The 13,920-nt window shown below is 35.4% G+C and carries 9 protein-coding genes; 6 read left to right on the plus strand and 3 right to left on the minus strand.

What is annotated here, in order from left to right; translation table 11 throughout:
- Positions 1-3 precede the first annotated feature (3 nt).
- The 6 genes from nagB (at position 4) to C7381_RS06355 (ending at position 8,730) form a co-directional block, all read left to right on the plus strand.
- Positions 4-732 carry a glucosamine-6-phosphate deaminase gene (nagB, locus tag C7381_RS06330; protein ID WP_116480315.1) on the plus strand — a complete coding sequence of 243 codons (729 nt, stop codon included), beginning with the start codon at positions 4-6 and terminating at the stop codon, positions 730-732.
- 5 nt (positions 733-737) lie between these two features.
- On the plus strand, positions 738-1,253 hold the full coding sequence (locus C7381_RS06335; RefSeq protein WP_116480316.1) for a class IV adenylate cyclase: 516 nt from the start codon (positions 738-740) through the stop codon (positions 1,251-1,253).
- Between the two features lie 110 nt (positions 1,254-1,363).
- On the plus strand, positions 1,364-1,894 hold the full coding sequence (locus C7381_RS06340; protein ID WP_116480317.1) for a hypothetical protein: 531 nt from the start codon (positions 1,364-1,366) through the stop codon (positions 1,892-1,894).
- Between the two features lie 17 nt (positions 1,895-1,911).
- A complete protein-coding gene (gene ypfJ / locus C7381_RS06345; RefSeq protein WP_116480318.1) occupies positions 1,912-2,772 on the plus strand; it encodes a KPN_02809 family neutral zinc metallopeptidase in 861 nt (286 codons plus the stop codon).
- 37 nt (positions 2,773-2,809) lie between these two features.
- The gene (gene trpS / locus C7381_RS06350) at positions 2,810-3,799 is read left to right on the plus strand and encodes a tryptophan--tRNA ligase (RefSeq protein ID WP_116480319.1); all 990 of its coding nucleotides are present in this window, start codon (positions 2,810-2,812) and stop codon (positions 3,797-3,799) included.
- Positions 3,799-8,730: a phosphoribosylformylglycinamidine synthase gene (locus tag C7381_RS06355; RefSeq protein WP_116480320.1), complete on the plus strand. Its 4,932-nt coding sequence runs from the start codon at positions 3,799-3,801 to the stop codon at positions 8,728-8,730. The genes trpS and C7381_RS06355 overlap by 1 nt, the downstream gene beginning before the upstream one ends.
- 46 nt (positions 8,731-8,776) lie before the next feature.
- Here the strand turns inward: C7381_RS06355 and C7381_RS06360 are convergent, their stop codons facing one another.
- The 3 genes from C7381_RS06360 to ppdK all read right to left on the minus strand — a co-directional run bounded on the left by C7381_RS06360 (position 8,777) and on the right by ppdK (position 13,916).
- On the minus strand, positions 8,777-10,486 hold the full coding sequence (locus C7381_RS06360) for an ABC-2 transporter permease (protein WP_116480321.1): 1,710 nt from the start codon (positions 10,484-10,486) through the stop codon (positions 8,777-8,779).
- On the minus strand, positions 10,476-11,201 hold the full coding sequence (locus C7381_RS06365) for an ABC transporter ATP-binding protein (protein ID WP_116480322.1): 726 nt from the start codon (positions 11,199-11,201) through the stop codon (positions 10,476-10,478). The genes C7381_RS06360 and C7381_RS06365 overlap by 11 nt, the downstream gene beginning before the upstream one ends.
- A gap of 78 nt (positions 11,202-11,279) precedes the next feature.
- Complete coding sequence (gene ppdK / locus C7381_RS06370; protein ID WP_116480323.1) at positions 11,280-13,916, minus strand: pyruvate, phosphate dikinase; 2,637 nt, start codon at positions 13,914-13,916, stop codon at positions 11,280-11,282.
- Positions 13,917-13,920: the final 4 nt, after the last annotated feature.

A 13,920-nucleotide genomic window follows, 5' to 3' on the forward strand; every position in this document is an offset into this window, starting at 1 on the left:
ACTATGAAACTTGTAGTAGGTAAAAATTATGACGATATGTCAAAGCTCGCAGCTGAACAAATGATTGAAAACTGGAACGAAATAAAAGTTTTAGGTCTTGCAACTGGGAGTACTCCGCTAGGATTATATAATGAATTAATAAAAGCAAATAAGGAAGGCAGAATTTCTTTTAAGGATAAAACAAGTGTAAACTTGGATGAATATATCGGACTTCCTGAAGGACACAAAGAAAGTTACAGAAGATTTATGGATGACAATCTTTTTGATAAAGTTGACATTGACAAATCAAAAACATTTGTTCCAAAGGCAAAAGACGAAAATGACATTAATGCCGGAGAAGAATATGAAAAGTTGGTACAAAAGTTGGGCTGCCAAGACATTCAAGTTTTGGGAATTGGTGAAAATGGACACATTGCATTTAATGAACCTACACCGGAACTGAATGGTAAAACAGGAATTGTTAAGCTAACACAATCCACTATTCATGCAAATTCAAGATTCTTCAACAATGAAGAAGAAGTGCCTAAATATGCAATATCAATGGGTATGGGAACGATTCTTCAAGCAAAGGAAATAATCCTTTTGGCAAGCGGAAAGAAAAAAGCTGACGCTATTAAAAAGCTTTTATGTGATGATAAAGTCACGACTGATTGCCCGGTAACATTCCTTAAATTGCATAAAAATGTTACCATTTATATCGACGAAGATATAAAAGAAGAATTGGATAAATAAGTTCAATGCTCGAAAAAGAAATAGAAGTAAAAGTTCTTGGTTTCGAGATTCAGGATTATATAGATATGGTCGAGAAAATCGGAGCAAAGAAGATTTCAACAGAAGAGCAAGTCAATCACAGATTTTTGGATGCAAAAACGGAGGGAGAATCATTTTTGAGACTCCGAGAAGTTGGCGGCAAAGGATATTTCACTTTAAAAGAGATAAGCTCGTCGCAAAATGCGAGAGTAAGTAGTGAATTGACTACAGAAATTTCTGAGCCTAGAACTTTTCTAGAAATTGCCGATAAACTTGGTATAATATATACATCAGAGTCAAAGAAAAGAATTAAATATGTTCTTGAGGATTTTGTTTTCGACATTGATAAGTGGAGTGATGATGTTTATCCTTTTCCATATATGGAGATAGAGGCGAAGTCAACGGAAGCACTACAGTCTATAATTGCTCGACTTGGTATATCTGAAGAACATATTTCTACAAAATCGATTAAAGAATTAAAAGATAGTTTAAAGTCTTTATAAATAAAAAAATAAACCGAAATTAACGTTTTCGGTTTATTTTTTTGTCATAAGTGACCTGAATGACTCGAAAAAAATATGTAAATATGATATAATGAATCAAGGAGGTTGCTATGAAAGAATCAGTTATAAAAGAAAACATTATAGTTTTATTTTTGGGTGTTTTTTTTAGTGCAATCCTTATGATTTTATCAAATAAATTTTTAAACGGTATGGCCGTCAAATTTTTGGGTATTTGTGCAATCTCATATTTGATGGCTTTTCTTGTAGGGAAAACTGTACTTTTGACTTATCTGTTACTGTCGAGTGCAATTTTGATTTTCCTAAATGGATATAAGCTTGAAAGTTCAATTGATTATTTGCCATTTGTGATTGAGGCTTTTGTGGGTAGTTATTTAATTAGTTTTATAAAAAATATTTTCTACAACAATGAACTCCTTTCAAGTTTTTTTGCAGTTATCATTGGGCGTATTTCATTTTTTACGACAGGATTTATATTATACGATGTGATTTTGAAAAAAGGAATTTTTAATGAATTTTTGATTAGTCATTTAAGCAATGAAGTTGTTGGAATGATTTTTTGTGTTATATTTGTACCGTTTATATGTTATAGCATCAAGAAAAACACAATTATGTGGAATTAAAATATGGAGGTTTTGTTATGAAGTGGCGTGGAAGAGAGGGAAGCTCAAATATTGAAGACGGAAGAAGAAGTTATTCCGGCGGAGGTGGTTTTAGGCCGACCGGCGGATTTAAAATAAGTGGATTCGGACTAATTATAGTTGCTGTTATATATTTAATAATGGGAGGAAATCCGCTAGATATGTTGACGGGCGGAGCTCCAACAGCTTCAAGTTATCAGCCGTCAGCAGCTGATGAAGAAAAAATGCAATTTTTAAGCGTTGTTTTAAAAGATACGGAAGATGTTTGGAAAAAAATATTTGAAGAAAACGGCTTAACATATAAAGAACCGGTCATGCATATATTCCACGGTGCTGTAAAGAGTGCGTGCGGTGTCCAATCTGCACAAGCAGGACCATTTTATTGTCCGGGAGACCAAAAACTGTATATGGATTTGGATTTTTTCGATGAACTGAGCAAGAACTTGGGAGCAAAAGGGGATTTTGCAATTGCTTATGTAGTTGCTCATGAAGTTGGGCATCATGTTCAAAATATGCTTGGTATAATGAGAGAGCAACAGTCAAAAAGGAGAAACCTTTCAGAAACCGAATATAATAAAATTTCTGTAGCAATAGAACTTCAAGCGGACTATCTAGCGGGAGTATTTGCACGATGGGAAGATGAAGCAGGGTATCTCGAAAAGGGAGACTTGATGGAAGCGATTAATGCAACGTCGGCAGTCGGTGACGATACTCTTCAAAAGAAATATCAAGGGGCTGTTGTTCCGGATTCTTTCACACATGGAACGGCAGAACAAAGAGAAAGATGGTTTAAACGCGGATATGAAGCGGGAGATCTTTCACAAGGAGACACATTCAGTGTACCTTATGACGAATTGTAATTTATAAATTTTTAAAAATATAGAAAGGGATGAAATTATGAAAACAGTTTATAGTGCTATACAGCCTTCGGGGGATTTGACAATAGGAAATTATTTAGGTGCTTTAAGAAACTGGAAAAAATTAGAAAATGACTATAGATGTATTTTTGGTGTTGCTGATCTTCATGCGATAACTGTAAGACAAGATCCTGAAAAGTTAAGAGAGAGGTCAAAAAAACTAATTGCGATTTACCTTGCAAATGGTTTGGACCCGAAAAAGTCCATTATATATGTAAACAGTCATGTACCTGAACATGCAGAACTTGGATGGGCTCTTCATACCTATACATCTCTTGGACAGCTAAACAGAATGCATCAGTTTAAGAGTAAAATAAAAGACAATGAAGAAAGAGCAAATGCAGGACTTTATTGCTATCCGGTTTTAATGGCGGCCGATATTCTTCTTTACGACACAGACCTTGTGCCGGTTGGAGATGACCAAAAGCAACACGTTGAAATTACAAGGGATATTGCAGAAAGATTTAATGGAATATACGGCGACACTTTTGTTATGCCGGAACCACTTATCGGAAAAATGGGTAACAGGATAAAGAGTTTACAAGATCCGACAATTAAGATGAGCAAATCCGATCCTAATCCTGCTGCATATATACTTCTTCTTGAAGAATACAAAGATATAAAAAAGAAAATTAATAGAGCAGTGACCGACTCTGTTGGAGAAATAAATTATTCAGAAGATCAACCGGGGGTTTCAAATCTTCTTGAAATATATCAATCTTGCACAGATGAAAATATGGAAGATATTCTGTCTAAGTTTGAGGGAAAAGGTTATGGAGATTTAAAAAAAGCAGTAATTGAAGCGGTCGAAAACTCAATCGGTCCGGTTAGAGATAAGACAAATGAGTTTTTACAAAACGAAGATTATCTGATTGAAGTTGCACATGATGGAATGATAAGAGCTAGAGAAGTTGCATCAAAAACACTTGAAAGAGTTTATGAAAAAATAGGATTTTTGAGGGGGATGTAATGAAAGTATTAATTGTTGGTGGCGGAGCAAGGGAGTACGCTATTGGAGAGAAAATTAAGAGTCAACGCGGCGATAATGTTGAACTTATTTTCGCACCGGGAAATGGCGGCACAAAACTTATCGGGAAAAATGTAGATATTGTAGACACAGATATTTCAAAACTTTTAGATTTTGCAAAAAATGAAAAAGTCGAATTTACAATTGTGGGTCCCGAAGCACCTCTTTGCGAGGGAATTGTTGATGAGTTTATTGAAGCGGGACTAAAAATATTTGGACCTGACAAAAAAGCTTCTAAGCTTGAAGGTTCAAAGGAGTTTACAAAAGAAGTTTTAAAACTTGAAAATATTCCTACTGCTCAATATAAAACATTTACAGACTCAAAAGAAGCTATTAAATATGCAAAAGAATTAAGAGATAAAAACTTAAAAAATAAAGTTGTTCTAAAAGCTGATGGACTCGCATCAGGAAAAGGTGTTATTATAGCAGAACATGACGATGAAATTGAAGAAGGCATAAAAAATGTTTTGGATAATAAAATTTTTGGAGATCAAAAGATTTTGATTGAAGAATTCCTCTGGGGTTTTGAAACTAGTTTAATTGGATTTTTAGATGGAGAAACAATAAAGTTATTCAATCCAACAAGAGATCACAAGACGATTTTCGAAGGAAATGTCGGAGCTAATACAGGAGGAATGGGAACTTTTACTCCTGATTTTGAAGCCTTGGCATATAAAGAAGAAATTGATGAAAAAATTGTTCAGCCGATTGTTCACGCACTAAAAAAAGCAGATATTGATTACAAGGGAATTATTTTCTTGGGCCTTATAATTTCTGAGGATGGGCCTAGAGTTCTTGAAATAAACTGTAGATTCGGTGATCCTGAAACACAATGTTTGATGATGAATCTCGAAAGTGACTTGCTTGATTTGATGATTAAAACAACCGAAAAAAATCTAAAGAATGTTGAACTAGTTCTTAATGATAAAAAGATCGTAAATGTTGTTTTAGCAAGCGGAGGATATCCGGGAGATTACAAAAAAGGATTTGAAATCAGTGGTTTAGACTCTGTAGAATATTCTAAAATTTATTATGGCGGCGTTAAAGAGAAAGACGGAAGCGTTTATACAAACGGCGGACGTGTGCTTGGAATTTGTGCATGCGGCGACAGTTTTGATGAAGCGATGGAAAAAGCTTATAGCGATGTTAAAAAAGTTAATTTTAATGATGTTTATTACAGAAAGGATATTGCGCCAATGGTAAAGAGAATTTATGTTTGGAAGAAGGATGACTTTGATGTTCCTTCAAATTCCGTAAGAAATTTGATAAAAGAAGAGCTTGGAAAATCTTTTGACAATTTAAAATTGTATAGAAGATACGACATTGACGGATTGACGGATGCTGAAATCGACAATATTAAAGATACGATTTTAAGAGAGCCACCGGTTGATGAAATAGTGACCGGAAACGATGCAATCGATTTGCAAACAAAACTCGAAAATTCAATTGTTATAAAATATAAATCAGGGCAGTTCGACCAAAGAAAGAAGGGGCTTTTAGACACAATTAAAGCAGTTCTTCCTGAATCAAATGTCGATGCTGAAGTTGAAGAGGTAATAACTATTCCTGACGCAACCGATGACGAAATAAAAAAGATTAAAGCAATTCTAATAAATCCTGTAGATCAGGAAGAAGGAGAACTTCTTGAAATCCCAGCATCTCTAAGAGACATGTCAAAAAGATCAAACGAAATTTTGACATATGACGGATTTAAAGACATGAGCGAAAAAGAACTTGAAGAGTTTCACGATTCGCACTCACTTGCAATGAGCGTTGCAGATTTAAAAACAATACAGGATTATTGCAAAAAAGAAGATAAAGACCCGACAGACACAGAAATTTCAATTCTCGACACATATTGGAGTGACCACTGCAGGCACACAACATTCTTCACAAATCTTGAAGATGTTGAATTTAAGAATACTGATTCAAAACGTGACGAAGCAATAAAAGAAGCATTCAAAAAATATCTCGAAATGAGAGAAAAAGCAAATGCAAAGAAGCCTGTTTCGTTGATGGACATGAGTACTATTCAATCAAAACTCATGAGAAAAGAAGGAAAACTTGACGACGTTGAAGTTAGCGATGAAATAAATGCATGCACTCTTATTATTCCGGCTGATGTTGACGGAAAAAATGAAGAATATTTGTTGTTCTTTAAAAATGAAACTCACAATCACCCGACTGAAATTGAACCGTTCGGTGGAGCTCAAACATGTTTGGGAGGAGCTATAAGAGACCCGCTTTCAGGCAGAGGATATGTTTATCAAGCGATGAGAATAACAGGTGCGAGCGACCCGATTAACGATTACAAATTGGAAGGCAAGCTTACGCAAAAGAAAATCATTCGCGATGCAATGAAGGGATACAGTTCGTATGGAAACCAAATCGGTTTACCGACAGGCTATGTTGAGGAATTGTTCCACCCGGGATACAAGGCAAAGAGAATGGAAGTAGGAGCTGTTATGGGAGCAGCACCGAGAAAGAATGTCATTAGAGAAAAACCGCTTCCTGGCGATGTTGTTATCTTACTTGGCGGTAGAACTGGAAGAGACGGAGTCGGCGGAGCAACCGGTTCATCAAAAGTTCACACAAAGGACAGTGTTAAAAAATCGGGTGCAGAAGTTCAAAAAGGACATGCACCGACAGAAAGAAAAATTCAAAGACTCATGAGAAGAACCGAAGCGGCATCATTAATAAAGAAATGTAACGACTTCGGGGCCGGCGGAGTTTCAGTCGCAATCGGTGAACTCGCAGACAGCTTGGATATTTATTTGGACAGAGTACCGCTAAAATACAAGGGTCTAACACCGCGAGAAATTGCAATAAGTGAATCTCAAGAAAGAATGGCGGTTGTAGTTTCTAAGGAAAATATGGCTGAGTTTTTGAAATATGCGGATGAAGAAAACCTTGAAGCTACACATGTTGCAGATGTAACCGATACAGGCAGAGTTAAAATGTACTATGATGACAAAATTGCTTGCGACATGAGCCGTGAATTTATGGACTCAACGGGTGCACCGAGAAAGCAAAAAGTTGTTGTGGATTCAAACGAGTCTGTAAAATATTTCGATGAAAAGAATGAACATGATTTAAATAAATATCTCTTAGAAGAGATTAAAGGAATCAACCACGCATCAAAGAAAAATCTTTTGGAACATTTCGACTTTTCTGTAGGAAGAGCTACATCCATGATGCCGCTTGGAGGAAAAAATCAAATCACTCCAATCAATTCAATGGTTGCAAAGATTCCTTCAAAAACAGATTTAACAAACACTGTAAGTTATATGAGCTTCGGATTTATTCCTGAACTCAGTGCAGAAGATCCATTCTTAGGCGGTTATTATGCAGTTTTAATTTCAGTATTGAAAGCTGTTGCAACGGGAGCACCTCTAAGCACAATACGCCTTTCATATCAAGAATACTTTGAAAAGCTCGAAGATGCACCTGAAAAATGGCAAAAACCTTTCATCGCTCTCTTGGGTGCAATGAAAGCTTCGAGCCTTACACAAACACCGCCTATAGGAGGAAAAGACTCAATGAGCGGAAGTTTTGAAAATCTTCACGTTCCACCGACACTCATCAGTTTTGCAGTCGGTTATGGCGACAAAAAAGCTGTGACAACTTCTGAACTCAAAGGCGGATATAAGCTCGGTATTGTTAGAAACGAAATTGAAAACGGACTTGTCGATGAAAATATATTCTTAAAGAATTTAAATCTCATCGAAGCAGAAATAAAGAGCGGCAATATTAAGACGGCATATGTTGTCGACAGAGAAAATATTTTGCTTTCTCTAATGAAGATGAGTTTCGGAAATGATATTGGATTTGACGCTACACTCGATGCAAAAACTTTACTTTCAAACAGACCACTCGATGTCATTGTTGAATATGAAAATGAATTCGACGGTGTTACAAATATAGGTTCAACCGGCGGGGAAGAGTTTATAGTAAATGGAACAGCGCTTCAATACGAATCAATCAAGGATGCTTTCATTCACGGACTCGACGAAGTTTATGGAACGCCGATTGAAAAAGAAGCAAAGGACTTAAATTGGAATTCAGCTTCACAAAGAAGAACACATTCAAATAAAAAAGTTGAAACACCGCTTGTAACAATTGCCGTATTTGAAGGAACAAACAGTGAATACGATTCAAGAATCGCTTTTGAAAGAGCCGGAGCAAAGGTAAATGAAGTTCTTATAAAGAACATCACACCTGAAATGCTCGAAAGCTCAATTGAAGAACTTGCAGAGTCAATTAGAAAATCACAAATGTTCTTTATTCCGGGTGGCTTCTCTATGAGCGACGAACCGGATGGAAGTGCAAAGTTTATTGCAAATGTGCTAAGAAATGAAAAGGTTTCAAGTGCAATCGAATATCTGCTCGATGAAAATGGACAAGATGGACTTATTCTAGGAATTTGTAACGGTTTCCAAGCACTTATTAAAACGGGACTTCTTCCGTATGGAAAAATTATGAAGCTTGAAGAAACTTCACCGACTCTAACATATAATGAAGTCGGTCGCCACATTTCAAAAATAATTCCGACAGTCGGTATTACAAATGACGGCCCATGGCTCAAGTATATAGAAAAGGATGTCTGTTACAATGTTCCTATTTCACACGGAGAAGGAAGATTTGTTGCGGATGACAACTGTATCGAAGAACTTGTAAAGAACAATCAAATTGCATTCAAATATGTAATTAATCCTAACGGTTCAAAATGTGACATTGAAGGCGTTATGGACAAGACAGGAAAGATTTTAGGAAAGATGGGCCACTCCGAACGTGTATCGGGTGACACATACAAAAACTTCGGTGAAATTGAAATTGAAGAACTATTTAAATCCGGGGTTAAATACTTTAAATAAAATATGTATGAAAAAAGCAAGATATGAATTCATATCTTGCTTTTATTTATATGTCATATTTAACTAGATATTTTTCAAAAGAGCTTACATTTAATGAAAATAATATACATCCAATTAGAATAAGCACAATAGGAATCGAAAGAAGTACAGACGGCAGTTGTAAAATATTGATAATTTTATTTTGTAAAAGCCTTGAAATCACAAAGTAGAATGCAAATCCCAATGCAAATAATGATAGCGTGAGTTTTAAAACATTCATATTTTGTTTGATTGCATGTTGCGGCGTGTCCCATTTTAGCTTAGGACTTCTTATATCAAAGAAGAGTCCTAAGTTTGAAATAAAAAATGAGGCGAGCACGAATCCCAATAACCCCAAAATCATCAGATAAAAATATTTTCCTAGTGCAATCATAAGAACTATAAAAATCGGAGTCTGTGCAATAATTTTTAGAAGTGTTGATGCAACGATGCGTCCCTTTATTTGGTCTTTTGAATTTATCGGAAGCGATTTTAGAAGTCTTATGTTTTTTCCTTCTCTTGAAATCGATGTTGCAGATGGATCGTTTGAGATTCCTGAAATCAATGCAAGTGCGAATCCAACAAGAAAAACGATAACAATTGTTAATAAAAACTCTTTTGATATAAATGGATATATTTTTTCATGTAGCTTGGAAATAAGAGAAAGGACCCCACCGTTTGCACCCATATCCTCTTTGGCAGCATTTAAAAATCCAATCACGAAAATGATTATCACGAATACGCCGGTGAACATTGTATTAAAAAGATAAATCGGTGTTTTAATAATATCAACCATTTCTTTTTTTGCAATTGTAAATGTAACAGATGTTGATTTAACTTTTGCAATATTTACTTTTTTCTTTTTGTTCGGGCTAACACGATTTTGTTGGAAGCCTTTTAAAAACGGCTTAACCATAAGGTTCGACGTTAAATAGAAGAGGACTGCACACAATCCGACAAGTATTATAAGTGATAAAATGCTGACACTTTCACCGATAAGTCCTATTGATTTTTGAAACAAGTTATCAAAAGGGAATAGGTACTTGAAAATGTTTTTTGCTTTATCAAAAGCGATGTTGAAATTTTCTTCGGAGCTAAGTTTTGGAATCACCATTTGATAAAATACAAAAAATACTAAACCCAATAAAAGAGAAATAAATTGAAATTTGTTTTTTAGGTTTGGAATTTTTGTTATATATTGCATTATAAAAATCGTCACAAGAGAAATAATTGAAGTGATAATTAATGGTATTGCAATGGAACCTATTATAAAAAACAAATAATACAAAATACCAGAATTTTTTAGAAGACCATATTTTATTGCTGCGGGATATGAGATAAAAAGATAAACAATAAAATTTGTCGTACTCATAGAAACTATTTTTGCAGCAATAATGTCCTTTATCTTTATCGGGAGTCTTGTCAAGATTTTTATGTCGTCGCTGAAAAAGAAATTACTCATCGAGGACGCAAGCGTAAATATTATAGAAAAAAATGTTGCGGCAACCATAGTTCCTTTGACAATATCTTCAGGTTTTACTCCGGTTGACTTAAAAGCGGGAAGTACAACGCTGTAATTTATTATGGAAGCATAAGCCAAAATTACAAGTAGTCCAATCACATTTTTCAATCTTTCTTTAAGAGGTTTTTGTGATCTTGATGGATGAATTATGTTGTCGATAAAAGAAAATTGCAAATAAAAATCCTTTTTTATTAAAAGTAAAAGTTTATTTTTCATCGTCTGTCAACTCCAAGAAAATCTTTTCGAGACTTCCGTCTTCTCCCATTTTTTGTTTTATAGAACCGAAAGTACCGCTAACAACAAGTCTTCCTTTGTTTATAATTGCAATCTCGTCGCAAATATTTTCCGCAACTTCCATAACGTGTGTGGAGAAGAAGACGGTTTTATCATTGTCAGCCATTTCTCTCATTATCTCTTTCAGTCTGAAACTGCTTTTGGCATCAAGACCCACCATAGGCTCGTCAAGAATAAAAACTTCCGGCTCAGTGATTAGAGCAGAGATTATTATAATTTTTTGTTGCATACCGTGAGAGTATGAAGAAATTTCAGAACCTAGATTGTCTGTCATTTCAAATATTTCAGAGTATTTTTTAATGTTTTCAACTCTCTTGTTTTCGTCTATCTCATAAACGTCGGCAATAAAGTTTAAAAACTGTATGCCGGACATCTTGTCGTATGCGGTAGGAGTGTCTGAAACATATGCAAATTGTTTTTTTGATTCGTATGGATATTTTTCTACATCGATACCGTTAATAAGAATAGAGCCTGATGTAATTGAAAGGGCATTTGTAATCATATTGATGGTGGTTGATTTACCGGCACCATTCGGTCCTAAAAATCCGTAAATTTTTCCACTTGGTATAGTTAGATTAATGTCGTCAACAACGGTGTTTTTGCCAAATTTTTTAGTTAAGTTTTTTAATTCAATCATTTTATCTCCTTATTATATAACAAAAGGATAAATTGTAGAATTTATCCTTTTGTTATAGCTTTTTTAGTTTTAATAAACTTATTTATCTCTTTCTTCGAACTTGTGTTCAATCACAGCTTGAGCAGCAGCCAATCTTGCGATTGGAACTCTGTATGGTGAGCAACTTACATAATCAAGGTTGATTTCATCACAGAATTTAATTGAATCAGGATCTCCGCCGGCTTCACCGCAAACACCGATATGAATGTTCGGGTTGGCTTTTCTTCCAAGAGTTGTAGCCATGTCTAAAAGTTTGCCAACACCATTTATATCAAGTGATTCAAAAGGCGAGACCTTGAAGATTTTTTTGTCTAAATATTCGTTGATGAATTTTCCATAGTCGTCTCTTGAATAACCGAAGACCATTTGAGTCATATCGTTGGTTCCAAAACTGAAAAAGTCTGCTTCAGTTGCAATTTCATCAGCAAGAAGAGCTGCACGAGGAACTTCGATCATTGTTCCGATTTCATAGTGAATTTCTTCACCTTTTTCTTCAAAGACTGTATTTATTTCTTCAAGAATTTCAGATTTTACATATTTCAATTCTTTGAGTTCGCCGATTAGCGGAATCATAATTTGAGGTTTAACAGTTTTTCCTTCCGCACTTACTTCAAGAGCAGCTTCAATTATTGCTCTTGCTTGCATTCTGTAAATTTCAGGATAGGTGACGGCAAGTCTACAACCTCTGTGTCCAAGCATCGGGTTGAATTCCTTTAATTCTTCGATTCTTGTTCTTAAAACTTCTTCATCAATTTCCATATCTTTAGCAATTGATTTAATATCGTCGTCTTTTACCGGCAAGAATTCGTGAAGCGGTGGATCGAGAAGTCTTACAGTAACAGGAAGACCGTCCATTGCTTCAAAAATTCCTTTGAAGTCTTCTTTTTGGTATGGAAGAAGTTTTGCTAAATATTTTTCTCTTTCTTCCTTCGTGTCGGCGAGAATCATCTTACGAACATTTTTGATTCTAGCTTCATCGAAGAACATATGTTCAGTTCTTGTAAGACCGATTCCTTCTGCACCGAATTCTCTTGCGGTTTTTGCGTCTTTCGGCGTGTCGGCATTTGTAAGAACACCAAGTTTTCTTACTTCATCTGCCCATGACATAAATTTTCCAAAGTTTCCGGTTAGGGAAGGTTCAATCTTTTTAATGTCGCCTAAATATACAGTACCTGTTGTACCGTCTATAGAAATTATATCTCCTTCTTTGAGATCTCCATTTTTACCTTTAATAATTTTTTTATTTTCTTCGACTCTGAGTTCACTTGTTCCGGCAACACAGCACTTACCCATACCTCTTGCAACAACAGCTGCGTGAGAAGTCATACCTCCGCGTGCAGTTAAGATACCTTCAGCTAAAACCATACCGTCGATATCTTCAGGAGAAGTTTCTTCTCTGACAAGAATAGTTTTGATTCCGGCTTCATGTTTTTCTCGTACAGCTTCAGGAGTAAATACGATTTCACCGGATGCAGCACCTGGACTTGCTGGAAGACCCTTTGCATAAGGAACCTTGTCCTTTAATTCAGCTGGGTCAAACTGATAGTGCATAAGTTGATTTAAACTGTTCGGTTCAAGTTTCATCAAAGCTTCTTCTTTTGTGATAAGACCTTCTTCATACATATCTACTGCAATGTTTAAAGCTGCTCTTGCGGTTCTCTTACCATTTCTGCATTGTAAGAAGTATAATTTGCCGTCTTCAATTGTAAATTCAACATCTTGCATATCTTTATAATGTTTTTCAAGATTTTCAATAATGTCGAGAAATTGGTCATATACGTTTTTATTTGTATCTTCAAGTTGTGAAATACTTTGCGGAGTTCTTACACCTGAAACAACGTCTTCACCTTGAGCGTTCATAAGGAATTCGCCGAATAATTTGTTTTCACCGTCTGACGGGCTTCTTGAGAAGCAAACGCCTGTTCCTGAATTATCTCCCATATTACCGAAGACCATTGATTGAATGTTTACAGCAGTTCCTAGATTGTCGTCAATTTTGTGGAGTCTTCTGTAAGTCTTTGCTCTCGGATTCATCCATGAATCAAAAACAGCTTTGATTGCGATTTCAAGTTGTTTTTTTGGATCTGTAGGGAAGTCATCCTTGATGTATTCCTTATATTTTTCTTTATATCTTTTAACTGTTTCTTTAAGGCCTTCAACTGAGACTTCTTGGTCACTGTTGACACCTTCTTTTTTCTTTATATCATTAAATATGTCGTCAAATTCATATTTTGGGATACTCATTGCAACATCGGAAAACATTTGAATGAATCTTCTGTAGCTGTCCCAAGCAAATCTTTCGTTTGATGATTTTTTTACGAGGCCTTCAACGGTTTCGTCATTTAAACCTAAATTTAAAATTGTATCCATCATTCCCGGCATAGAAAAAACTGCGCCACTTCTTACGGAGAATAGGAGTGGATTTTCATTATCCCCGAATTTCTTTTCGATCTTAGTTTCGACTTCAGCAATCCTTTTTGTAACTTCTTCCATTAAACCTTCCGGAAGATTTTCGTCATTATTATAAAATGCTGTGCATGCTTCGGTTGAAATTGTAAATCCCGGGGGTACAGGAATCCCCAAATTTGTCATTTCACATAAATTTGCACCCTTGCCGCCAAGCAGTGAGCGCATCTTTGCATTACCTTCTTCGAAACTGTAAGTAAACTTGTTCATGTTT

This window comes from Ezakiella coagulans (genome assembly GCF_003096635.1).
GTDB classification, from domain to species: Bacteria; Bacillota; Clostridia; order Tissierellales; family Peptoniphilaceae; genus Ezakiella; species Ezakiella coagulans.

What these genes read in the sequence shown, in the direction of transcription:
- C7381_RS06360 (WP_116480321.1), bottom strand. Translation starts at nt 10,486, where the DNA reads ATGAAAAATAAACTTTTACTTTTAATAAAAAAGGATTTTTATTTGCAA.
- C7381_RS06340 (WP_116480317.1), top strand. Translation starts at nt 1,364, where the DNA reads ATGAAAGAATCAGTTATAAAAGAAAACATTATAGTTTTATTTTTGGGT.
- ypfJ (WP_116480318.1), top strand. Translation starts at nt 1,912, where the DNA reads ATGAAGTGGCGTGGAAGAGAGGGAAGCTCAAATATTGAAGACGGAAGA.
- C7381_RS06335 (WP_116480316.1), top strand. Translation starts at nt 738, where the DNA reads ATGCTCGAAAAAGAAATAGAAGTAAAAGTTCTTGGTTTCGAGATTCAG.
- C7381_RS06365 (WP_116480322.1), bottom strand. Translation starts at nt 11,201, where the DNA reads ATGATTGAATTAAAAAACTTAACTAAAAAATTTGGCAAAAACACCGTT.
- trpS (WP_116480319.1), top strand. Translation starts at nt 2,810, where the DNA reads ATGAAAACAGTTTATAGTGCTATACAGCCTTCGGGGGATTTGACAATA.
- nagB (WP_116480315.1), top strand. Translation starts at nt 4, where the DNA reads ATGAAACTTGTAGTAGGTAAAAATTATGACGATATGTCAAAGCTCGCA.
- ppdK (WP_116480323.1), bottom strand. Translation starts at nt 13,916, where the DNA reads ATGAACAAGTTTACTTACAGTTTCGAAGAAGGTAATGCAAAGATGCGC.
- C7381_RS06355 (WP_116480320.1), top strand. Translation starts at nt 3,799, where the DNA reads ATGAAAGTATTAATTGTTGGTGGCGGAGCAAGGGAGTACGCTATTGGA.